The organism is Caenispirillum salinarum AK4 (genome assembly GCF_000315795.1).
Classification (GTDB): domain Bacteria; phylum Pseudomonadota; class Alphaproteobacteria; order Rhodospirillales; family Rhodospirillaceae; genus Caenispirillum; species Caenispirillum salinarum.
The window spans coordinates 225,712-247,442 of the sequence record NZ_ANHY01000005.1 but is presented as its reverse complement, the minus strand read 5'-3'; the positions used below and the strand labels follow the sequence as shown (position 1 = coordinate 247,442).

At 67.7% G+C, this 21,731-nt stretch carries 19 protein-coding genes and 1 pseudogene; 5 read left to right on the top strand and 15 right to left on the bottom strand.

All coding sequences use genetic code 11. From position 1 onward, the window contains the following. The first annotated feature begins 10 nt into the window (after window positions 1–10). Window positions 11–2,506, top strand: coding sequence for a TonB-dependent siderophore receptor (locus C882_RS06350; protein WP_201448342.1), 2,496 nt, complete (start codon window positions 11–13; stop codon window positions 2,504–2,506). A gap of 250 nt (window positions 2,507–2,756) precedes the next feature. On the opposite strand, the pseudogene C882_RS25790 reads toward C882_RS06350, so the two are convergent. Continuing rightward, window positions 2,757–3,485 (bottom strand): annotated as a pseudogene (locus C882_RS25790) (DUF3306 domain-containing protein); the annotation flags it as partial. Beyond that, window positions 3,482–3,865, bottom strand: a complete 384-nt coding sequence (locus C882_RS25390) for a DUF3305 domain-containing protein (RefSeq protein WP_009539746.1) — start codon at window positions 3,863–3,865, stop codon at window positions 3,482–3,484. The gene C882_RS25390 and the pseudogene C882_RS25790, both read right to left, overlap by 4 nt. Before the next feature lie 136 nt (window positions 3,866–4,001). On the opposite strand from C882_RS25390, the gene C882_RS06335 reads away from it, so the two are divergent. Further along, entirely contained in the window at window positions 4,002–6,128 is a 2,127-nt protein-coding gene (locus C882_RS06335) for a diguanylate cyclase domain-containing protein (RefSeq protein ID WP_009539745.1), read from the top strand. A 154-nt stretch (window positions 6,129–6,282) separates the two neighbouring features. On the opposite strand, the gene C882_RS24960 is transcribed toward C882_RS06335, so the two are convergent. Further along, the gene (locus C882_RS24960; RefSeq protein WP_160166771.1) at window positions 6,283–6,558 is read right to left on the bottom strand and encodes a hypothetical protein; all 276 of its coding nucleotides are present in this window, start codon (window positions 6,556–6,558) and stop codon (window positions 6,283–6,285) included. On the opposite strand from C882_RS24960, the gene C882_RS06330 reads away from it, so the two are divergent. Both C882_RS06330 and C882_RS06325 read left to right on the top strand, forming a co-directional pair. Next, window positions 6,465–7,229 carry an FAD-dependent oxidoreductase gene (locus C882_RS06330; RefSeq protein ID WP_083875716.1) on the top strand — a complete coding sequence of 255 codons (765 nt, stop codon included), beginning with the start codon at window positions 6,465–6,467 and terminating at the stop codon, window positions 7,227–7,229. The genes C882_RS24960 and C882_RS06330 overlap by 94 nt on opposite strands. Before the next feature lie 14 nt (window positions 7,230–7,243). Continuing rightward, entirely contained in the window at window positions 7,244–7,822 is a 579-nt protein-coding gene (locus C882_RS06325) for an FAD-dependent oxidoreductase (RefSeq protein ID WP_009539743.1), read from the top strand. A 19-nt stretch (window positions 7,823–7,841) separates the two neighbouring features. On the opposite strand, the gene C882_RS06320 is transcribed toward C882_RS06325, so the two are convergent. From C882_RS06320 to C882_RS06265, 12 genes are all read right to left on the bottom strand, one after another. Further along, the gene (locus C882_RS06320; RefSeq protein WP_009539742.1) at window positions 7,842–9,182 is read right to left on the bottom strand and encodes an MmgE/PrpD family protein; all 1,341 of its coding nucleotides are present in this window, start codon (window positions 9,180–9,182) and stop codon (window positions 7,842–7,844) included. A gap of 3 nt (window positions 9,183–9,185) precedes the next feature. Continuing rightward, entirely contained in the window at window positions 9,186–10,007 is an 822-nt protein-coding gene (locus C882_RS06315; RefSeq protein ID WP_009539741.1) for a crotonase/enoyl-CoA hydratase family protein, read from the bottom strand. Beyond that, window positions 10,007–11,560: a class I adenylate-forming enzyme family protein gene (locus tag C882_RS06310; protein ID WP_009539740.1), complete on the bottom strand. Its 1,554-nt coding sequence runs from the start codon at window positions 11,558–11,560 to the stop codon at window positions 10,007–10,009. The genes C882_RS06315 and C882_RS06310 overlap by 1 nt, the downstream gene beginning before the upstream one ends. A gap of 28 nt (window positions 11,561–11,588) precedes the next feature. Next, a complete protein-coding gene (locus C882_RS06305; protein ID WP_201448341.1) occupies window positions 11,589–12,827 on the bottom strand; it encodes an acyl-CoA dehydrogenase family protein in 1,239 nt (412 codons plus the stop codon). Further along, a complete protein-coding gene (locus C882_RS06300) occupies window positions 12,824–13,705 on the bottom strand; it encodes a nitrilase-related carbon-nitrogen hydrolase (protein WP_009539738.1) in 882 nt (293 codons plus the stop codon). Before C882_RS06300 ends, C882_RS06305 begins: the two co-directional genes overlap by 4 nt. Before the next feature lie 102 nt (window positions 13,706–13,807). Next, window positions 13,808–14,689 (bottom strand): glycine betaine ABC transporter substrate-binding protein, encoded by an 882-nt coding sequence (locus C882_RS06295; protein WP_009539737.1) that lies wholly within the window; start codon window positions 14,687–14,689, stop codon window positions 13,808–13,810. 73 nt (window positions 14,690–14,762) lie between these two features. Beyond that, complete coding sequence (locus C882_RS06290; RefSeq protein WP_009539736.1) at window positions 14,763–15,506, bottom strand: ABC transporter permease; 744 nt, start codon at window positions 15,504–15,506, stop codon at window positions 14,763–14,765. A 15-nt stretch (window positions 15,507–15,521) separates the two neighbouring features. Next, window positions 15,522–16,667, bottom strand: a complete 1,146-nt coding sequence (locus C882_RS06285) for an ABC transporter ATP-binding protein (protein ID WP_009539735.1) — start codon at window positions 16,665–16,667, stop codon at window positions 15,522–15,524. Window positions 16,668–16,707: 40 nt separating this feature from the next. Further along, window positions 16,708–17,349 (bottom strand): ABC transporter permease, encoded by a 642-nt coding sequence (locus C882_RS06280; RefSeq protein ID WP_322090745.1) that lies wholly within the window; start codon window positions 17,347–17,349, stop codon window positions 16,708–16,710. A gap of 158 nt (window positions 17,350–17,507) precedes the next feature. Continuing rightward, window positions 17,508–18,464, bottom strand: a complete 957-nt coding sequence (locus C882_RS06275; RefSeq protein WP_009539733.1) for a GlxA family transcriptional regulator — start codon at window positions 18,462–18,464, stop codon at window positions 17,508–17,510. A gap of 131 nt (window positions 18,465–18,595) precedes the next feature. Beyond that, window positions 18,596–19,858, bottom strand: coding sequence for an MFS transporter (locus tag C882_RS06270; RefSeq protein WP_009539732.1), 1,263 nt, complete (start codon window positions 19,856–19,858; stop codon window positions 18,596–18,598). Continuing rightward, window positions 19,855–20,316: a MaoC family dehydratase gene (locus C882_RS06265; RefSeq protein WP_009539731.1), complete on the bottom strand. Its 462-nt coding sequence runs from the start codon at window positions 20,314–20,316 to the stop codon at window positions 19,855–19,857. The genes C882_RS06270 and C882_RS06265 overlap by 4 nt, the downstream gene beginning before the upstream one ends. Window positions 20,317–20,817: 501 nt before the next feature. Here C882_RS06265 and yghU point away from each other — a divergent pair. Continuing rightward, window positions 20,818–21,687, top strand: coding sequence for a glutathione-dependent disulfide-bond oxidoreductase (gene yghU / locus C882_RS06260; RefSeq protein WP_009539730.1), 870 nt, complete (start codon window positions 20,818–20,820; stop codon window positions 21,685–21,687). Window positions 21,688–21,731: the final 44 nt, after the last annotated feature.

Sequence of the window (21,731 nt, the reverse complement as noted above, 5' to 3'; positions counted from 1 at the left end):
AGACTGCAGTATGGCGAACGTGGTTCGGAATGCGTGCCCGAGGGGCCGGCAGACGGCGCGGCTGAGCGGGGCGACGGCGTACCTGGCAGCGGCACTTGCGGCGGGCGGCGCCTGGCCGGTGGCCGCGGCCGCCGCCGGTGAAGCGGCCGGCGCGGCCATATCCGGAACGGGGCAGGTGGCCCAGGCCGACGACGCGGTGGCCCTGGACATTCCGGCCGGCGAGCTGAACGAGTCCCTGCTGGCCCTGGCCAGCGCCACCGACCTGCAAATCTTCTATGACGCTTCAGAGCTTGAGGCCCTGCGGACTCAAGGCGTTCAGGGGCGCCTCACGCCGCGCCAGGCGCTGGACCGACTGCTGGCGGGCTCCGGGCTCACCTACCGCTTCACGGGTCCGGATCGGGTCACCCTCGAGCGGCCGGCCGCCGCCAGCCAGCCGGCGACGCTGGCGCCGATCACCGTCAGTGCCGCCCGTGACGGCGGCGCCCTGGACACGCTGTCGCGCAACGTCACGGTCATCACGCGGGAGCAGATCGAGACCCTGCGGCCGACAGCCGAGAACGTGGCCGATATTCTGAGCAAGACCGTGCCCGGCCTGGCACCGACGAGCCAGACGCTGACCAACTTCGGCCAGACGCTTCGCGGCCGGAATGTCCTGGTCATGATCGACGGCGTGCCGATGACGACGAACCGGAACATTTCGCGCGACCTGTTCAACATCACGGCGTCCAACATCGAAAGCATCGAGGTGGTGCACGGCGGCAGTTCCGTCTACGGCGGCGAAGCGGCCGGCGGCATCATTCACATCAATACGCTGAAGGGCCAGGACGGCCAGCCGGTGTTCGAAACGACCGTCGCCGGCACCAGCAGCCTCAGCACGCTGGACAGCGAGTCCCTCGGCGCACGCCTTGACCAGAAAGTGAGCGGCCGAACCGGCGGCATCGACTATGTCCTGTCGGTTTCGGCGGAACAGACCCAGGGGTTCTTCGACGCCGAGGGCGACCGCATCCCGCCCGAGCCCAGCCAGGGCGACCTGTCCGATACCGGCACGCTCGACGTGCTCGGCAAACTGGGCTACGAGTTCGGGGACCAGCGCATCCAGGGAACCGTCAGCTTCATGACGGCGGAGCAGGACACCGACTACGTGTCCGACCCCGCGGTCAATGCCTTCCCGGCCGGGGCCGTGAAAGCCCGCGCCATCGAGGGGCTGCAACTCGACGAACAGACGGCGACGGATAACCTGGTTCTCAATCTGGAGTATTCCAAGGCGGACCTGTTCGGCAGCGGCATCCGCGCGCAGACCTACTATCGCGACTACAACAGCCGCTTCTTTCCCTTTGACGGTCGTCCCTTCGGCGGATGGAACGCCATCGCCCAGACGGTCCTGGACAGCGAGGTCTACGGCGGCCGCCTGACCATCGATACACCGGTCGAGGTGGCGGAGGGGCTGGACATCAACCTCCTGTGGGGTGCCGACCTCAATCACGAGACAACCGAGATGCCGGTCAACACGTTTGACGGCAACGCCTTCGATGCGTCCGGCGGGACGGTCTTCGTCAACACCGGGAAGCGCACGTTCATGCCCCGGACGACCACGGAGAGCCGCGGTGTCTTCGGTCAGTTCGAGTTTTCGCCCGTGGACCCGTTGCTGCTGCGGGCGGGCGTGCGGCACGACTGGGTGGACGTGAGCTATCCGGCCTTCACCACGCTGGGCCAGGGCAACCGGATCGCGGCTGGCGACCTTGACTACTCCGAGACGACCTACAACGTCGGTGCCGTCCTGTTCCCGACCGACACGATCGAAGTCTACGGCAACTACGCGCAAGCGTTCGAGTTGCCTGATATCGGCCTCCAACTCCGCCAGGCGCCAGCCGGCTTCGGCGCGGACAACGCCAACTTGGCTCCCCGCATCACCGATTCCTACGAGATTGGTGCCCGCGGCACCTTTGGCGACCTGTCCACCAGCATCGCGGCCTTTTACAGCACCTCCGACCTGGGGCGGGTCACGGTGCAGAACTTCACCTTCGCCCAGGCCCGGACCGAAGAGCGCATCTATGGCGTGGAAGCCGAGGCCGACTACCGGTTCAGCGATCGCCTTGGCGTCGGCGGCACATTCACGTGGCTGAAGGGTGAGCAGAAGGCGCAGAATGGCGACGACTACATCGCGCTGAACAGCTACCGTATCCCGCCCATCAAGCTGACGGGCTACGTCGAATACAGCCCGACCGACTGGTGGGACCTGCGCCTGCAGGCGTTGCACTCCGGCCATCGTGACGACGCCTTCGACGATGGCGTCGGGTTCGGGGGGCGCAAGGTGGAGAGCTACACCGTCGTCGATCTGTACAGCGCGTTCGACACCGGCCCGGGCACCCTGCGGGTGGGTGTGGAGAACCTTCTGAACAACCAGTACCACACGGTCTTCGGCCAGCTCCGCCGCAACAACCAGAACACCAGCCACCTCGCCGCGCGCGGTGCCACGGCGCGTGCCTCCTACAGCATCGAGTGGTAGGGCCGGCGACCGGTTGGACAGGGGCAAGGCGCGGCCGGTCTCTCCTGGTGCTGGAGGACGCGCCGCACGACTGGGTGACGGGGGTATTCAGCAAGTATTGGACGGACGGGTTCGGCTGCAACAGAAAGGCGGGCTCACGCGACACGCGCCCTGAGATTTGGGAGAGCTCATCAGCCCCGAGGCGGCGCCGCAGGAGCGGGAACTCCTGTTCTTCCTCCTCCCGCGCATGGCGGGCGACCCGTTCTCGCAGGACCCGCACGCGGGCCTCCCATTGCCCGGCGTCATCCCGCAGAAGGTGCTCCAGAGCGTAGAGGTCGACTTTTATGTCTCCGTGCTCGGAATAAAGCCGGCGGGTCGTTTCCTCGGCGCCGAGCCTTTCGCGCAAGGCTGGATAGATCACGTCCTCCTCAGCTAGGGCATGGGGGCTCAGCCGCCGCTTGAGCCGTGCGAAGAGCAGGCCCCGCCGGAGGGGGCTCTTCGTCCGTTCCATCCGGTGAAGCAGGTCGAGGAATACGGCATGATCGCGTGCGAAACGCGCAATGGTGTCCGCCGGCCGTGCCCGACCGCCGGCCTGCGCCACCAGCGGCGGCAGGAGCCGGCTTGCGAGGGCGGCGCCGAGGGCGGCCGCGATGGCGACGCCCCAGGGAAAGTCGCTGCGGTCGGAAGTGCGGACCATAGTGGTTGTCCTCGGGTTTCGGGGGGCGGAAGGGGAACCGGGCGGCACGTCAGGAACCGGCTTCCGGTTCGCCTGGCGGAGCGCCTCGGGCACCTTGCGGTGGAGGAAGGAGGAATAGTCGCTGTGCCGGTCAAGGGCCTCCAACGGGGGCCGCGTCTCCGGATCAAAGCCGTCATCCTCGTCCGGCTGCTCTTGCGCTGGAACAGCCTCCGCAGCTTGCGAATGCTGTTCCGGCGGCATGGAATTGCGCTCCGTCTTAAGGCGCGACCATCGGGCGACAAAGCCTTCCGAGCGGTCCGTCACGTCTTGATATCCCGTGCCGAGGAAGGCGGGCGCGGTGCCATGGCTTCCGGATCCACGCGGTCGCGGCGGCGCTTCCACTGTTTGCGCTCGACATGGTGCCGGGCGACGAAGGACGTCAGCCAATGGCGCACCTCGGGCGCCATGGCCACCGCCTCCAGCAGATCGTCGCCGCATTTCCCATGCACCTGCGCCTGCGCCTCCGCCGGGTCGGCCGTCGCCAGCAGCAGCGACCAGCCCAGCGGCGTCGCTCCCTTGCGAAGCACGACGTAGATTGCCGGCTGCGGACCCTCCAGATTGTCCTTGTAGTTCTGCACGTCGGGGGCCGTCAGGCCGCGTTCTTCGGCGGCATTCGGATCGACGTTTCCGGGGTCGTTTGCCAATCCCGCCCGTCCTTCATCGCAAGAATACATGCGCAGAATACTCGGTTGAAAGGACTCAAACTTTAGGTGTAAAGCATCCTAAAGGAGTTATCCGGACGTCCCGGGGTTCTCGCAGGTTCGCTGGAAGGTTTGGCGCATGGCGCATCGGAAGGAGCATGTTAATGATCCATGGGATGTTTTCGGTGGTCTGATCAGCCGAATAGCGGAGGATCGGCGCTATTGGATGATTCCGCTTATGCTTTGGACGGCAATGGTCGGCAGTTCGCTCTGGTGGGGATGGCGCACCGCCGAACTCCATACCGAGAACATGGCGCTGGGGCAGGCGAAGTACATCGAAGGCATGGTCGAGGCCGTGCGAAGCTGGAACGCCTTCCACGGTGGCGTCTACGTGCCCATCGGCCCGGAAACCCAGCCCAATCCCTACCTCAAAGACCCTCATAGGGAAATCGAGGGGCCGGGAAACATGGTCCTGACCAAGGTCAACCCGGCCTTTATGACCCGCCAGCTTGCTGACCTTATCCGCGACAGGTCCGATACCACCATCCACCTGACAAGCCTTAAGCCGATCAATCCTGGAAACTTCGCCGACGCATGGGAAGCCGAGGCCCTGAAGGCGTTCGAGCAGGGCAGTACCAGCCGGTTCGAACTGGTCGAGGGCTTGACGCCATTGTTTCGCTACATAAAGCCCCTGATGGTCGAGCAGGTCTGCATGACATGCCACGAGCATCAAGGATACAAGGTGGGCGACATTCGTGGCGGGCTCAGTGTGTCCTTCACACCGACGGAACTGCTGACCGCCGAGAAACAAACGAAGCAGCAAGCCTTGGCAGTGCACCTGGCGGTCTGGTTCTTGGTCACCGCCACAACCATCGCCGGCTTGGCCCGGGTCCGGCAGCAGATCCTTTCCCTCCGTTCGGCCAAGGAGCACCAGGACGTGCTGGTAGAGCAGAGGACGGGCGAACTAAGGGTCCAATATGCCGAACGCAAGAATGCCGAGGAGCGCCTGCGGCTGCTGATCGACTCCTCGGGGCAGGGTATCCTCGCAATCAACCGGCACGGGGTCTGCACTGACTGCAATCCGATGGCCCGGCAACTGCTTGGATATGATCGAGAAGCGCTGGTTGGTGCGCATGTGCGTGACCTAATCTATTATGCTACGCCCGACGGCCAGCCGCGTGATGTCCGTACCTGCTCGATGACCCGCGCCTTCCGCAACGGCGAAGCGGTGCAGGAAACCGATACCGTCTTCTGGACCGCCGAGGGCCACACTCTGCCGGTTGAGTTCAATGCCCACCCGCTGGCCTCTGGTGAGCAGGGAACGGTTCTGCTGTTTACCGACATCCGCGAGCGGAAGCAGGCTGAACTGCAGCTTCGGACCCTTTCGACCGCGGTGGAACGCGGTCCGGCACCAGTCACCATCTTCGGCGATGACGGCGTGATCCAGTACGCGAATCCCCCGTTTTGCGACTTGATGGGCTATCCTGCCGACAAACTGGTCGGTGCGACCATGGCCAGCATGCGGTCGGGGCAAACCGAGCCTTCGGTGTACGAGGACCTCTGGCGCACCATTCGGAGGGGCAGGGTCTGGCGCGGCGAAGTGTCGTCGAAGTGTCACGACGGCCGGGTCGTCCTGCTGCATACCTCGGTGGCTCCGATCAGCAGCACCGGCAGCAGTGATTTTGTCTATGTGGCGTTGTTTGAAGACATCACCGAGCGTCGGCGCGAGGAGGACGATGTCTGGTGCCAGGCGAACTTCGACGCCCTTACCGGCCTGCCCAATCGCAACCTGTTCCAGGACCGCTTGGTCCAGGCTGTCGAGCAGAGCCGCCGCAACAAGGGCATGATGGCGCTGATGTACATCGACCTGGACGGCTTCAAGAAGGTCAATGATACTCTCGGGCATGCGGCCGGCGACATGGTTCTCAAGGAGGCAGGGGACCGCATCGCGGCGTACCTGCGATCCACGGACACCGTGGCCCGGCTCGGCGGCGACGAGTTTGCGGTGCTGATTCCCGCGTCAGTGTCGCCCCGTGAAATCGAATTCGTGGCCGAGCGTATCCTGGTGTCGCTGGCACAGCCCTTTGATCTGGGCGGCCAGACAGAAAAGATCGCCGGTTCGGTGGGCATCGCGTTCTACTCAGGTGAAGAAGAGAACCTGGATCGACTGGTCCATCGCGCGGACATCGCCATGTACGCGGCCAAGCGACACGGAGGCAGTGTGTTCCGGTTGTATGATCCGAAGATGGAAGCCGTCTCCGCCTGAAGTTCTCGCAGCGCGAAGATAAATCTGCGTCAGCCGCGACTGTCATCGGGCTCGACTGCAACGAGGGGATGCGTGCGTTGCCCGGCGGGCGAGCGGTATCATGTGGCGCTCCGGCCACTCGGGGGAGCCGCGGCCAGCGGAGAGGGGCGGCGGATCATGTCGCGCCGCGACCCGCCATCCACCGATTGCCGATCAGTGTGACGAGGCGCTCGCAGGTGGCGGCACTGGTAGAACCCGATGTGATCGACAGCCGTAGGACGGTGCGCCCCTTCCACCGCGTGGTGCGGACGAAAACCGTGCCGGTGGCGTTTAGGCGGGCCGCGATGTCCTCCGTGAGTGCGTCCGGCTCAGCGCCGCCCCAGTGGAAGCGCAGCGTCAACCGGTTGCCGACAACGTCGTTGCAGACTTCGGTGCCGGGACCGTCGGCCAAGCGACCGGCAAGGTCGCGGGCGATCTCGACGCGGCTGCGGATCAGATTGCACGACGGACCTGGGGCCGCTGTCCTACGGCGCGCTGGTGCTGGCGACGGGTGCCGCGCCCATCCGCTTGGCCGTCCCCGGGGCCGATGCCCTGTTGCCGGTCAGCGATCTGGCCGACCATGCCCGCCTGCGGGCGCGGCTTCAGGGCGCGCGGCATGTGGCGATCGTCGGCGGCGGCCTCATCGGCTGCGAGTTTGTCAACGATCTGGCGGCGGCCGGCCTCGTCGTGACCATCGTGGAGCGCGCGCCGCGCCTCATGGATGCCCTGCTGCCCGAGACCGCGTCCGCCGCCCTGCGCGCGGGGCTGGAGGACGCGGGCGTGACGGTGCGGACGGGTGTCGCCTTGTCGTCGGTCGCCACCGACGCGGACGGCGTGGTCCTGACCGTGAACGGCGAGACAGTGCGCGCCGATGTCGGCCTTTCCGCCGTCGGGCTGGCCCCCCGGCTTGATCTGGCGCGGGCGGCGGGCGTCGATGTCGGGCGCGGCATCCGCGTCGACGATTGCCTGCGCACCTCGGTCCCCGGCACCCTTCGCGGCTTCGCCCTGGTAGGCCGGTCCGCGCAGTCCCGCCGCGCCGAGTGGCTGGCCGCCGCCGGCCAGTCCCGCCGCAACGTCGCCTGAAGGAGCCCGGTGTCATGACCGTCTTTACCGATGCCACCGCCACGCCGGGCGCCCTGCCGCGTGCTCCGGCCTCTGCCGAAGCGGCCAAGGGCGTCCGCCTGCCGGGCTTCTGCGGCGTCTCCGGCCGGTTCGCCGCCCTGGGCGATCCGCCGCCGCGTCCGGCGCTGGTGGGGGACCAGGAGGCGGACTTCGCCGTGGTGGGTGCCGGCTTCGTCGGCGTCGCCGCCGCCCGCCGCCTCGCCGAACTGTGTCCCGACGCCCGCATCGCCCTGGTGGACGCGCAACGGGTCGGCGAGGGGACCTCGGGCCGATTCTCGGGCTTCGTCATCGAGCTGCCCCACAAGGGCGACCTCGAGAAACCCGACCAGGCCCACAAGCAGCGACTGCACGGCCTCAACACCCCGACTGGCAGCCTGCGGGCGGCGCGGGTGGTGATGGCGGAGGTGCCGGTCACCCACACCCGGGGCTGCTGGTGGAGATCATCGTCACGGCCGCGTGTTGAGGGAGGGAGAGGGAAGCCCGCCGGTGAAGGACAGGCGCATCCCCGTGACCTGCCGAAGGAGGCCGAGGATGCGCCTGATACGCGACGATGATTGGACTCATCGTCGCGACTTACGCCGGCAGCAGCATCGGCTTGAACAGGGTTTCGGTCATCGCGCCCACGTCTGTCGCGTCCTCGGCCAGGCTGACGATATCAGCCTCCAGAAGGGCGGTCCGTTCGTGTCCCAGGGTTGGATGCGCCAGGGCCCGGAATTTCCGCGTGATCTCGGCAGAGTCGAGCGGTGCCTCGGGATCGCCGCGCGCCGTGCGGGCCTCGCCTTCGATCCAGTGACCATCCGCCCGCTGGAGGGCGGCACGCGCCCAGCGCTCGGCCGGGAAGCGGCGGCTCATGTCCGGATCGTCGACCAACTCGGTCGCCATCGACAGGCGCAGGATGTTCGGGTCGGACAGCCCGTCGCCGGTGATCTCGTCGGCGCCGACCCGCCCGCGGACCAGCGCCGCCGCCACCGGAAAGGGCGTCGAATACTGGGCGGCCTCGGTCGTTTCAGGGGCACGCGCAGCCAGGCGCGTCGCCTGGTGGAAGGTGTGAATGCGGACGGCCGTGATGGCGTTCGCCGTCAGCCCGGCCTGGCGTTGCAGGGCCAGCGCCGCCTCCACGGCCGGCTGCGCCCAGCGGCACACCGGGTAGGGCTTCAGGTACTGGTCGAGGATGCGCCAGCGCGTGCCCAGGTCGCGCCACAGGTCGGCCTGCGCGGGGTCCTCCACCGTCGCGGCGGGAGCGCCGGTGAAGGCTTCGGCGGCGAGATAGGCGGCGGAGACGCCGGCCAGCGCGCCCCATCCCGAGCCGTCCTTCACCATCGTCGGGTGGTCGATACAGCGCATCATGGGGCTTCGCGGCCCGTGGTATTCGGCGATACCGAGCGCGTGGCGTGTCCGCTCGGCGTCGAGCCCCATGAGCCGCGCCCCGAGTGCGGCGCAGGCGACGGCGTTCCAGGCGCCGGACGTGTGATAGTCGGCGGCCGTGGCGTGCAGGGCGATGCCGGCCCGGGTGGCGATCTCGTAGCCGACGACGATGCTGGTCAGGAACTCGCGCCCCGTCACCGGGATGCCGTGATCCACGTAGGCGAGCAGGGCGGGCAGGATCGCGACGCCGGCATGGCCCTTGGTCAGCCGGTGCCCGTCATGGGCGTCGAAGCTGTCGATGGTCGACGCGCCGGCGAAGGCCGCGCCGGCGGGGCTGACGCGGCGCCCGTCGAGCAGCAGGCGCGCACCCGCGTCGCCTGCCGCCATATGGCGGCAGGCGAAGTCGTGGACGATGGCGGACAGGGCCGTCCGGCGGCCGGCCGCCGCCACCCCGATGAGGTCGAGGAGACAGCGCTCCGCCATCCTGACGACGGGCTCGGGCAGGTTGGAGAAGCGACAGTCGTGCAGGAAGGCGAGAGCGTCGGTCATCGGTCAGCGTCCTGAGAAGGAGGGCGACCGTTTTTCGAGGATCGCCGCGACGGCCTCCTCGTGGTCGCGCGTGTGGTGACACAGCGCCTGGTAGGCCGCGGAAAGCTCCAGGACGCCGTCGAGCGATCCCGTCTCGCCCTCGCGCATCAGGCGCTTGGTCATGCGCAGGGCCTGCGGCGGGTTGGCGGCGACGCGGGCGGCGAGCGTCCGGGCCTCCTCCAGCAGCCGGTCCTGCGGGACGACGCGGGAGACGAGGCCCCATTCCAGCGCCGTGGCGGCGTCGATGGGCTCGCCGGTGAAGGCCATTTCGGCGGCGCGCGCCCGGCCGACCGCGCGCGGCAGCAGCCAAGCCCCGCCGTCGCCGGGAATGATGCCGACCTTCACGAAGTTCTCGGCGAAGACGGCGGTTTCGGCACAGATGCGCATGTCGCACATCAGCGCCAGATCGCAGCCGGCCCCATAGGCGGGGCCGTTCACCGCCGCGATCGTCGGCACGTCGAGCCCGAAGACGGCGCGCGTCACGCGCTGGATGCCCCGGCGGTAGTTTTCGCGCAGCTGCGCCGGCGCACCCCCGAACAGGCCGGCCTTGTCGCGCATGTGCTTGACGTTGCCGCCGGAGGAAAAGCCCTTGCCGGCGCCCGTGATGATGACGCAGCGGACCGTGTCGTCGGCCTGGATGGTTTCGCAGGCGCTCACCAGGGCCTCGACCATGGCGGCATCGGTGATGGCGTTGCGGGTGTCCGGCTGGTTGAGCGTCAGGGTGACGATGTCCTCCGCGCGCTCGATCAACAGGCGGTCGGCGGGCGTGGTGGCTGTATTGAGCATCAGGCTGCCTCGCTCTTTCCGTATTTCGCCAGCAGTTCGTGCTTCACGACCTTGCCGGAAGGGTTGGTCGGAAGGACATCCAGGAAGATCACCTTCTTCGGAGCCTTGTAGCCCGCGATCAGGCCGCTGGACTTGATCCAGGCGGCGACCTCGTCCTCGGCCATGCCGCCGGCGGGCACGACGAAGGCCGTCACCTGCTGGCCCCAGCGCGCGTCCGGCAGTCCGACGACGGCGGCTTCCTGCACGCCCGGGCAGCGGTAGAGCGCTTCCTCCACCTCACGCGGGTAGATGTTCTCGCCGCCGGAGACGATCATGTCGTCGGCGCGGCCCTTGAAGTAGTGGAAGCCGTCGTCGTCCTTGACGAACAGGTCGCCGGTGAAGATCCAGCCGTCGCGGACCTTCTTCGCGGTTTCCGCCGGCTTGTTCCAGTAGCCGCTCATGGCCTGCGGGCCGCGCACGATCAACTGCCCCGTCTCGCCGGGGGGCACGATGGCGTCGGGACCGGCGCCGGGCTCGTTGCGGATGATCCGGCACGAGCTGATCAGTGTCGGCCGGCCGCAGGACCCCAGCCGCGCCAGCGCGTCCTGCGGATGCAGCAGCAGGGTCAGGCTGGCCTCCGTCATGCCGTAGCCGTTGTAGATCTCGGGGCACAGTTCGGTGATGACACGCTCCATGGTCGACGCCGCGATGGCGGCCCCGCCGGTGGTGATCATGCGCAGGGACGAGACGTTGAAGTCGCGGAACCGCGGGTGGAACAGAATGTCCTGGATCTGCGTCGGCACGGCAAACAGGGTGGTGATGCCCTCCGCCTGGATCGTTTCCAGCGTCTTCAGGGTGTCGTAGCGCCCCATCACCACGTTGGTGCCGCCCACCATCATGTGCGGGATGAAGTACGCCTGCATCCCGCCCACGTGGTACAGCGGCGCGATGTGCAGGGCCGTGTCGCGGTGGCTCAGCCTGTATTCCATGATGCAATTCATGGCGATCGCCACGTCGTTGGCGTGGCTGTGCATGACGCCCTTGGGCCGCCCGGTGGTGCCCGACGTGTACACCAGTGCCGACAGGGCATCGGCCGGCGGCGGCACGCGAGGCGCCCCGTCGGCTTGGGTCTGCTCGGCCAGGGCCTCGAAGTGGTGGTGGCCCTCGGGCACCTCGGCGGGGTCATCGGCGCAGGAGATCCAGTCGTGGCAACTGTTCAGGCCGGACGCGACGGCCAGCGCGTTGTCGGTCAGGGCGCGGCCGTAGACCAGCACGCGGGCCCCGGAATCGCGCAGGATGTAGTCGACCTCCGCCGGGGCGAGCCGGAAGTTCATGGGCACGGCGATGGCCGACAGCATCTGCGTCGCGAAGTAGGTCGTCACCGATGCTTCCGAGGTGGAGACATAGAACGCCACCCGGTCGCCCTGGCGCACCCCCAGGTTCGCCAGCGCCTGGGCAAAGCGGCTGACGCGGGCGTGCCACTCGGCGTAGGTCCAGCGCCGGCCCTCATAAACAAGCGCGATGTGGTCAGGATAGCGCTCCACGGCCTGGTCGAAGATGGTCGAGATGTCCATCGCTTTCATCTTTCCTGTCATGCGGGACCTACAGGTTGGGCTTGAGCGCCGGCATGTCGGCTCCGGCGATAAGGTACTTGGCCATCTCGCTGGTGCCCGCGACGATCGGCATCGCCCGGCTGTCGCGGAACAGCTGCTCGGCCCGGCCGTATTCCTTGGTGATGCCGTCGCCGCCCAGAACCTGCACGGTGCGGTCGGCGCAGAAGCAGGCGGTTTCCGTCGACGTCAGCTTCGCCATGGCGGCGGGCTTGGCGAGGTCCTTGCCCGAGAGGCCGGCGTCATAGAGCTTGGCGGCGCGATACGTGATGAGTTCGGCGGCGTCGATGCGGCTGCTCATCTGGGCGATCATGTCCCAGACCAGTTGCTTGCAACCCAGCTTCTGTCCGAAGGTGACGCGGGTCTGGGCGTGGTCGGTCGCGATCTGGAAGGCCGTTCGGGCAACGCCAAGTGCCGCGCCGGACAGGATGATGCGCTCGAAGTTGAACATGCCGAGCATGATGCGGAAGCCGCCGTTTACGTCCCCCAGCAGGTTCGCCGCCGGCACGCGCACGCCCTCGAACCGGACCTCGCCGACGACGCAGCCGCGTCGGCCGACGAACGTGTAGCGCCGCGGGAAGCTGATGCCCGGCGTCTCCTTGGGCACCACCAGGGCCGTCATGCCCTTCTGCGCCGGCGCAGCGTCGTCGGTGATGCCGTAGACGATGTAGGTGTCGGCCACCGAGGCGTTGGAGATGTAGCGCTTGAAGCCGTCGATCACCCACTCGTCGGTGGCGCCGTCGTAGCGGATGCGCGTCTTCATGCCGGCGCTGTCGGAGCCCACGTCCGGCTCCGTCACGCAGATTGCGCCGATTTCCGAACCGTCCAGAATGCCCGGCAGATAGCGCTCGCGCACCTCGGGCCGGGCGTGCTTGTGCAGCGGGTAGGCGGCCGACAGGGCGGAGCCGATGGTGGTCTCGAAGGCGTAGTTGATGGCCGCCGCCTCCTCGGAGAGGATGGTGGCGTGGGTCAGGCCGGGCCGGCTGAGCGATCCCCGGTAGAGGTCGGCGAACATCAGCTTGAGGTATCCGGCCTCGCCGATGGCGCGGATGCCCTGCTTGACCGCCGACCAGTCGTCCTGGTTCTCGATGCGGTCGGCCAGCGGGGCCAGGGCGCTCGCCAGCATCCCGCGCACTTCGGTGCGGAAGGCGCGATCCTCGTCGGACAGCAGGAAATCCTGCAGGGCCGAGGGCACGTAGGCGGCGTCGGAGGGGGTGGCGTCCTTCATCATTCGCTCCGGAGCATGTCGGGGATGCCGATGGTTTCGGCCAGGCGGTGGGTTTCGCGCAGGATGAGCCCCAGATTGGAGTCCCGCACGGTCGGCAGCAGGTAGCGCGCCTTGCGCAGGCGGTCGTAGTCCAGGTCGGCGATCACCAGTTGCGGCGCCTCGCCCTCGGCCTCGGCCACGGTCTTGCCGAAGGCGTCGAGGATGCGCGAGCCGCCCCAGAAGGTCAGGTCGCCCTCGCTGCCGACGCGGTTGGCCATGATGACCGGCATTCCGTAGGTCATGGCGTAGAAGCGCAGGTTGAGCGCCCAGCCGCCGGGGTTGTCGAACTCCGCCCCCACGGCCTCGCGGGCCGAACTGATGGGGGCGAACAGGCAGGTGGCACCGTGCAGCGCGGCCAGGTGGACCAGCGCCGGGTTCCACAGGTCGTTGCAGATCAGGAGGCCGGCACGCCAGCGGGTGTCCAGGTCCAGCGTTTCGACGAACCGGCCGGGGCCGAAGTGCTTGCCGTCGTCCAGCTTCCCGTAGGTCGCCAGGCTGAGCTTGCGGTGGATGTGCACCAGCCGCCCGTCGCGCACGACGAACATGCTGTTGTGGAACTGCGCCGCCGGGGCTTCCTCGATCAGGCCGAACATGGTGGTCATGGGGCCGGCGGCCTCGGCGAGCCTCTGGATAACGGGGTCCGCCCGCGTCAGGGCGACGTCCAGGGTGTCGGGGCCGGCGGAATGGCCGGTCAGGGACATCTCGGGGAACAGCAGGGTCTGGACGCCCTTGCCGCGGGCCTCGTCGATGATCGCCAGGTGGTCGTCCAGGTTGCCCTGCACGTCGGCCAACCGGCTGTTGGTCTGCGCGGCGGCGACCTTGTGGGGGGATGCGCGGGTCATGGCTTCGGGTCCATGTGTTCTTGTCGGGGCCGGGGCCGGGGCCGGGGCCGGGGCTGGGCCCGGCGGGAGGCGGTTTGACGCTCCCGCCGGGCCTTCGGCGGGTCAGATAAGGTTCTGCTGCTTCAGGAAGTCGGCGGCGACGTCCTCGATGGTCTCCTTCTCCACGTCGACGCGGGCGTTGAGCGTCGACATGACGTCGTCGTTCAGGCGCTCGGACAGGGCGTTCAGGTGGTCGGCCAGTTCGGGCATCTCCTCCAGCACCTCGGTGCGCACGACCGGGGTCATGGCGTAGTTGGGGAAGAAGCCCTTGTCGTCCTCCAGCACCACGAAATCGAAGGCGCGAATGCGGCCGTCGGTGGCGAACACCAGGGCGACGTCCACCTGATCCTCCTTCAGCGCCTGATAGGTCAGGCCGGAATCCATTCGCTTGACGTCGGAGCGGGGGAACTCGAAGCCGTAAGTCTTTTGCAGCGGCTTCAGGCCGTCGTCGCGGGCGTACCACTCGGCGTTGGACGCCAGCGTCAGGTCCTTGCCGTCGTTCATGGCTGAGGCAAGGTCGGAGAGGGTCTTGATGCCCATCTCTTCCGCCTCGTCGCGCTGCATGGCCAGCGCGTAGGTGTTGTTGGCCTCCGACGGCTGCAGCCAGGTCAGGCCCTTTTCGGCGTCCAGCTTCTTGACGGTGTCGTAGACCTGGTCGGCGGGCACGCGGTCCTCGACCTTGTTGTAGTTGAGCAGCGAGGTGCCGGTGTACTCCCAGTACACGTCGACCTGGCCGTTTTCCTGCGCCTCGCGCAGCACGGCGGACCCCATGCCGGCGCGGCGGTCGACGTCGTAGCCCTTTTCGGTCAGGTACTGGGCCGTGATCTCGGAGATGAGCTGCTGCTCGGTGAAGTTCTTGCCGCCGACGACGACGGACTGGGCCTGGGCGGTGAAGGCGACGGCCATCAGGCCGGCGGCGAGCGCAAGGGGACGAAGCAGGTTCATGACGATAAGCCTCCGGGTCTGGGTTCTTGTTGGTTTGCTTGGTAGTGTGGGTGCGTGAGTGCGGGGTGGTGGATCAGCGCAGCGGGTTCACGCCGCGGGGGATCAGCCACATCTGCCCCTGGCCGACCAGGAAATCGACGAGGATGGCGAGAAGGGCGGTCGGGATGGCGCCGGCGAGCATCATGCCGGGCTCGGCCAGGTCGATGCCGGTGAAGATCAGCTCGCCCAGGCCGCCGCCGCCGATCAGGAAGGCCAGCGGCACGGTGCCGACGTTGACGGCCAGCGCGGTGCGGATGCCGGCGAAGATGACGAACAGGGCGTTGGGCAGTTCCACCTTCAGCAGCATCCGGCCGGAACCCATGCCCATGCCGGTGGCGGCTTCCTTCAGCGCCGGCGGCACGGCCAGCAGGCCCTGGTAGGTGTTGCGGGTGATGGGCAGCAGCGTCGCCAGCCACAGGCCGAAGACGGCGGGCGTGAAGCCCAGGCCCAGCAACGTCATGGACAGCGCCAGGACGGCCAGCGTCGGGATGGTGGTTCCGATGTTCAGCACCTGCATGACGGCCTCGGCCCAGCGGCGCATTGCCGGCCGCGACAGCAGGATGCCCAGGCTGACGCCGGTGACGATCGCCAGGCCGCCGGAGACCAGCACCAGGACCATGTGCTGCTGCGACAGGAAGACGATGTCGCCCCAGTAGTCCATGATGTCGGTCACCAGGCCCGAGGCCTGGACGCCCATGCCGAGCGCGAAGACCAGCAACAGGGTGAGCAGGTGGCGCAGTCCCGGCGCCCGGCGGAAGGCGATGACGGCGGTGGTCATGATGCGTGTCCTTCCCTATTCCGCGGCGGCCGCGGTGCCCGCCGTGGCGGCGGCACCATAGGTCTTGCCGAGCAGGTGGGTGATGCCCTGCTGGGTCACGACCCCCTGGTAGCGGCCCTGGCTGTCGGTCACGGCCAGCCACGTCACGTCGTGCGTGAACATCTGGCTGACGGCCGTGCGCAGGTCCTGTCCGGCCTCGACGGTGACCGGCAGGCGGGCGTGGTGCTCGGCGATGGTGCCGTGCTTGGCCTCGGCGACGGCCTGGCGGACATAGCCGTCGGGGCGGCCGTGGCGGTCGGTGACGACGACGAAGTCGTGGTCCAGGTCGCGCATGACGCCGGCGGCGCGGTCCAGCGTGTCGTCCTCGGTCACGGCCGGCGCGTCGAACATGGCCTGTCCGACGGTGACCAGCCGCAGGCGCTTGAGCGTGCGGTCGGAGCCGACGAAGTCCGCGATGAACGGGTTGGCGGGGTGCGCCAGCACATTGTCGGGGCTGTCGAACTGCTCCAGCTTGCCGGCGCGGAAGATCGCGACCTTGTCGCCCATCTTCACGGCCTCGTCGATGTCGTGCGAGACGAACATGATCGTCTTGCGGAATTCCTTCTGGAGCTTGAGGAACTCGTCCTGGATGACTTCGCGGTTGATGGGGTCGATGGCGCCGAACGGCTCGTCCATCAGCATCACCGGCGGGTCGGCGGCCAGCGCCCGGACGACGCCGACGCGCTGCTGCTGGCCGCCCGACAGCTCCTTGGGGAAGCGGTTGGCGAAGACGGCCGGGTCCAGGTTGACCATCTCCAGCAGTTCCATGGCCCGCTTGCGGCTCTTGGCGCGGTCCCAGCCCAGCATGTCCGGCACGACGCAGATGTTGTCGACGATGGTCATGTTGGGGAACAGGCCGATCTGCTGGATGACGTAGCCGATGCCGCGGCGCAGCTCGGTGACGTTCTGCTCGTCGGTGTCGCGGCCGTTGATGAAGATCTTGCCGCTGGTCTTGGGGATCAGGCGGTTGATCATCTTCAGCGCCGTCGTCTTGCCGCAGCCCGAGGGGCCGAGCAGGATGCAGATTTCCCCCTCGGGAACCTCCATGGACACGTGATCGGCGGCGGTAACGGGGCCGTTGGCGGTCTCGAAGACCTTGGTGAGCTTGTCGAGCGTGATCATTGAACGATCTCTTCCCTGGAGCTTTCTGGCGTGGGCGGCGTCAGGCGCGGACGCCGGAGGGGGTCAGGCGCTTCTGCGCCCACAGCAGGGCGTAATCGGCGACGATGGCGAGCAGGCTGACGGCAAGCGCCCCGGCGACGAGCTGGCGCGGGTCGGTCTGGCTGATGCCGCGCGAGATCAGGGTGCCCAGCCCGCCGGCGCCGATGTAGGCGGCAATGGCGGTGACGCCGATGTTGATGACCACCGCCGTCCGCACGCCTGCCATGATGACCGGCACCGCAAGCGGGATCTCGACGCGGCGCAGGCGCTCCAGCGGCCGCATCCCCATGCCGCGAGCCGCTTCGCGCAGGGCCGGGTCGACGTTGTTGATGGCCGTGTAGGTGTTGCGGATGATCGGAAGCTGGCTGTAGAGCAGCACCGCGATCACCGCCGGCAGGTAGCCGATGCCGTGCCCGATGGTCGACAGGATCGGGATCAGCACGCCGAACAGCGCGATCGAGGGAATGGTAATCAGCACGCCGGCCGTGTAGAGCACGGCGTCGGCCACCTTCCTGTTCTGGGTGATGGCGATGCCGATGGGCACGCCGGTCAGGATGGCGAGACCGACCGCCACGCCGACGATGGAGACGTGCTCCACGGTCAGGGCCGCGATGAGGTCCAGGTTGTCGGCGATGAAGCCCACGGTTTCCAAGGCGTTTCTCCCTGTCTGCGGCACCGGTTCATCCGGCGTCCTTGTAGGGACAGGAATACGCCTCTTACTGGTCGCGGACGTTATACGAGCCCGACAAAGGATGTCACTTGAGCGACACGCCCGACATATCCCGCAGCGGTGTTGGGGTTTCAGACGGGGCGGCGGTCGCTGGCGGGGGTGGAATCGAAGATCTCGCGATAGGCCCTGCCGAAGTGAGACGCCGAGGAAAAGCCGCACTTGTGGGCGATGACCTGAATGCTGTCGGTGCTCTGGCGCAACAGCTCCTGGGCGTGCTTGAGGCGCAGTTCCAGGCAGAAGCGCGCCGGCGACTTGCTAAACGCCTTCTGGAACAGGCGCTCCAACTGCCGCGGGCTGACGCCGATGAGGTCGGCCAGCGCGCTGGGGGGCACCGGCTCCTCCATGTTTTCCTCCATCACCGAAATCGCGCGCGCGAGGCGCTGGTCGGAGATGTTGAAGCGCCACTGCACCGCCATTCGCTGGCTCTCGGCCGCGTTGCGGACGCGGGTGTGGAGAAAATTCTCGGCGATGGCGGCGGTCAGGTCGCCGCCGTGTTCGTTGGCGATCCACGCCAGCATCATGTCGAGCGACGCCGTTCCGCCGGCGCACGTCAGGCGGTCGCGGTCGAAGACGTACAGGGCGCGCTCGACGGCGAGTTCGGGAAACTCCTCCTGCATGTCGCGGAGCATTTCCCAGTGAATGGTGCAACGCCGCCCCTCCAGCAGTCCGGCGCGCGCCATCAGCAGGCTGCCGGTCGACACTGCGGCAAGCCGGCTGCCGTGCCGGGCGGACCGGCGGAGCCAGTCGAACAGGGCCTGGTGCTGAAGCCGGCGGACGTTCAGGCTCGCCACGAGCACGACGAGGTCGTAGGCCCGCGCGTCCGCCCCTTCGGCGAGGGTCTTGTCCGGCAGGATCGGAAACCCGGCCGATGACGTCACGGGGCCGGGCGCAAGGCCGATCAACTCGCACTCGTAGAGCGTTCGTCCGGCGATCAGGTTCGCCGCACGCAGCGGCTCGCTCGCCGATGCCAGCGCCATCATGGAAAAGTCGGGAACCAGAAGAAAACCGACCCGCGTCACCATCGTCATGCCGCCGGAAATGTTGAGCCGAGCGCTATTTTTACAGTGTTTCATCACTTCGGCTCGTGTCCAATCCACCGAAAGGTGAACACAGCGTCCGCGGGACCGCATCTTCGCCGCCTGGGCGGGGGACCAGAGACCTACCGCAGCCCGTGGGCCATGCGCACGGCCTCGGGGCGCCGGCGCAGGATCAGCATGGCGGTGGCACCGACCACGGGGCCAGGGACGAGCACCAGGAAGGACCACTGCCAGCCGCCCAGCATCTCCGCCACGACGGGAATCAGCCATATGGCGATGACGGTCAGTCCGAAGCCGATGCCCATTTGAAGGGCGAGCGCGGTGCCGACGAAGCGCTGGTCCGACAGCTCGGTGATGGCGGTGGAGAACTGGGCGGAATCTCCGACGATGGAGACGCCCCACAACAGCGCGACCGCCACAAAAAGCCAGCCAGGTCCGTCCACGGTGAAGCCGATCAACAGCCCGCAGGCGCCTGAAACGACCATCATCAGAGTGGTCGTCAGGGTGCGTCCGATGCGGTCGGATAGAACGCCGCCCAGGATGCACCCCGCCACGCCGACGGCCACCACCAGGAAGCTCAGCAGCGACAGGTTGTCGACGGGCAGCGTCAGCCCGCTCTCCGCCGCCGCGACGGAGAAGGCCAGGAACCACCCCCACATCGCATACAGCTCCCACATATGGCCGAAATAGCCCAGGTTGGCGAGCATCAGCGGCCGGTTGCGGAAGACCGCGAGGCATTGGCGGGGGTGGAAGGTGGCCCGGCTGAAGGCGTAAGGCCCCTCGCGCAGGCCGAATGCGAAAATGGCCGCGCCGACCAGCGTGGCGCAGCTTGCCGCCACCACCACATAGCGCCAGTCGAAGCCGGTGGTCGCGGCGCGAAACAGGTGCGGAAGCGACGAGCCCAGCGTCAGTGCGCCGATCAGCAGCCCCATGGCGAACCCGCGCCCCCGGCGGAACCACGTCGCCATGAGCTTCATGGCCGGCGGATAAACCCCCGCCAGTGCCATGCCGGTAACGATCCGCGCGGCGATGGCGAGCGGCGGTGACGGCTCCAGCAGCAGCACGGCGTTGGCCGCGGCGGCAAGGACGGCGGCCCCGGCCATCAACCGGTTGAGTCGCACCAGGTCCGGCAGGTTGACAAAGCTGGCCCCCAGCGCGCCGATGACGAAGCCCAACTGCACACCGTTGGTCATCCAGGCCGCGCCGGTGGCCGAGAGGCTCCACTCCCGCTCCAGCTCGGGGATGATGGCGGTGGCGGAGAACCAGGTGGTCAGGGCGCAGACCACGGCGAGGCAGGTGACCGCCAGGAACCGCCAGCGCTCCGCCGGCGGGGCGGGCTCGGTTTCTGTCGGGGCGGCGGCGGTTTTCGCCGCGGAGGCCGTCATTGCGCCTCGGCCGGCGTGGCGAGCGGCATGGTGTAGGTGGTGGCGGTGCCGCTGAGGCAGACGTCGCCGTCGCCGTTGCGCACCGTGGTCGTCATCTTGCAGATGGGCTTGTCGTCGCGAACCTCGGTGATCTCGACGCGGCCGGTGATGGTCTCGTCGACGCCGACGGCCTTGACGAACTTCCACTCCACGCCCAGGAACACCGTGCCGGGGCCTGGCAGGTCCTCGGCGACGACGGCGTTCAGGATGCCCGTCGTCACCCCGCCCTGGACGATCAGCTTGCCGAAGGGCGAGGCCTCCGCCACAGCCCGGTCGTAGTGCAGCGGGTTGCGGTCGCCGGTCATCCTGGTAAAGGCCTCAATGTCTTCCATGCTGGTGGTGTGGGAACGCTCCGCACTCTGGCCCAAGCTTGGCTTGCCCTTGATGACGCCGGCCCAACCGTCCATTTCGTCCGTCATGCCGCTCCTCCGCCTAAGGCGTCCCGATGCGCCCCGTATTGTTGCATCAATCCAGAGGCGCGGCTAGCGGCGGCGTCTTCTACGGAACTCGCGCCCGAGACGGCGGAAAACTGGGATGCTCAGCGGAGCGGCGAACAGGGCAGGTAGCCCAAGCGCATGGATCTTCATGGCATGCTCCTTCCTTGAGCGGGGGCGCAAAAAGGAGCCGCCGAAGTATCGGCGGCTGTTGCCGGTCTCGAAGGTTCATCAATCTTGACGAAAGGCTGGGAAGTCCCGCAGGACCCCTGAGCGGGCACGGTTTACGTCGTGATCGCCGATCGTCAATGTGAGGAACCAGCAAGAGGCGGGAGCGGTGGCCAAGGCCGAAATCGATGCGGCGTGTTTGGCCGGAGTGGCGGGATGCCGCATCCACCCCCACCTTCGGTACCGTGCGGCGCGGGCAGGGCAGGGACAGGCCCGACGGGCGCCGATGACGACGAACAGGTACGACAGGAGGATGGTTTGGCCGATCAGCCCTACACCCCGCCCCGCGTCTGGACGTGGGACGCGCCCAGCGGCGGCAAGTTTGCCAGCGTCAACCGCCCCGTGGCGGGGGCGACGCACGAGAAGGACCTGCCGGTGGGCCGGCATCCCCTGCAGCTCTATTCCCAGGGCACGCCCAACGGCGTGAAGGCCACCATCATGCTGGAGGAGCTTCTGGAGCGCGAAATCGCCGGTGCCGAGTACGACGCCCACCTGATCAACATCTTCGAAGGCGACCAGTTCGGCAGCGGCTTCGTGGCGATCAATCCCAACTCCAAGATCCCCGCCATGGTCGACCGCAGTATCGAGCCGAACGTGCGGGTCTTCGAGTCCGGCTCCATCCTGCTGTATCTGGCGGAAAAGTTCGGCGCCTTCCTGCCCGAGGACCTGGCGGGGCGCACCGAATGCCTCAACTGGCTGTTCTGGCAGGTTGGCGCCGCGCCGTTCCTCGGCGGGTTCGGCCACTTCTACGCCTATGCGCCGGAACGGTATGAATATCCCATCAATCGCTACACCATGGAGGTGAAGCGGCAACTCGACCTGCTGAACCGCCATCTCGCCGAGAATGCGTACATCACGGGCGACGCCTACACCATCGCCGACATGGCGATCTGGCCCTGGTACGCCGCCGTGGTCCGCAACGAGGCGTACGACGCGGCCGAATTCCTCGACGTACAGAGCTACACCAATCTCGTGCGATGGGTGGAGCAGGTGGGCGACCGCCCGGCGGTGCGGCGCGGACGCATGGTCAACCGCACGTGGGGCGACCCGGCGGACCAACTCCACGAGCGACACGACGCCAGCGACTTCCAGACCAGCACGCAGGACAAGGTGGCGCCGCCGGAGTAGAAGGCGATGCAGACCACCCATGCCAGCCGCCGGACGCGTCGGCG

Excerpts from the sequence above, each read along its gene's own strand:
- C882_RS06350 (WP_201448342.1), top strand. The coding sequence starts at position 11 with ATGGCGAACGTGGTTCGGAATGCGTGCCCGAGGGGCCGGCAGACGGCG.
- C882_RS06335 (WP_009539745.1), top strand. The coding sequence starts at position 4,002 with ATGGCGCATCGGAAGGAGCATGTTAATGATCCATGGGATGTTTTCGGT.
- C882_RS06325 (WP_009539743.1), top strand. The coding sequence starts at position 7,244 with ATGACCGTCTTTACCGATGCCACCGCCACGCCGGGCGCCCTGCCGCGT.
- C882_RS06320 (WP_009539742.1), bottom strand. The coding sequence starts at position 9,182 with ATGACCGACGCTCTCGCCTTCCTGCACGACTGTCGCTTCTCCAACCTG.
- C882_RS06315 (WP_009539741.1), bottom strand. The coding sequence starts at position 10,007 with ATGCTCAATACAGCCACCACGCCCGCCGACCGCCTGTTGATCGAGCGC.
- C882_RS06310 (WP_009539740.1), bottom strand. The coding sequence starts at position 11,560 with ATGGACATCTCGACCATCTTCGACCAGGCCGTGGAGCGCTATCCTGAC.
- C882_RS06305 (WP_201448341.1), bottom strand. The coding sequence starts at position 12,827 with ATGATGAAGGACGCCACCCCCTCCGACGCCGCCTACGTGCCCTCGGCC.
- C882_RS06300 (WP_009539738.1), bottom strand. The coding sequence starts at position 13,705 with ATGACCCGCGCATCCCCCCACAAGGTCGCCGCCGCGCAGACCAACAGC.
- C882_RS06295 (WP_009539737.1), bottom strand. The coding sequence starts at position 14,689 with ATGAACCTGCTTCGTCCCCTTGCGCTCGCCGCCGGCCTGATGGCCGTC.
- C882_RS06290 (WP_009539736.1), bottom strand. The coding sequence starts at position 15,506 with ATGACCACCGCCGTCATCGCCTTCCGCCGGGCGCCGGGACTGCGCCAC.
- C882_RS06285 (WP_009539735.1), bottom strand. The coding sequence starts at position 16,667 with ATGATCACGCTCGACAAGCTCACCAAGGTCTTCGAGACCGCCAACGGC.
- C882_RS06275 (WP_009539733.1), bottom strand. The coding sequence starts at position 18,464 with ATGACGATGGTGACGCGGGTCGGTTTTCTTCTGGTTCCCGACTTTTCC.
- C882_RS06270 (WP_009539732.1), bottom strand. The coding sequence starts at position 19,858 with ATGACGGCCTCCGCGGCGAAAACCGCCGCCGCCCCGACAGAAACCGAG.
- C882_RS06265 (WP_009539731.1), bottom strand. The coding sequence starts at position 20,316 with ATGACGGACGAAATGGACGGTTGGGCCGGCGTCATCAAGGGCAAGCCA.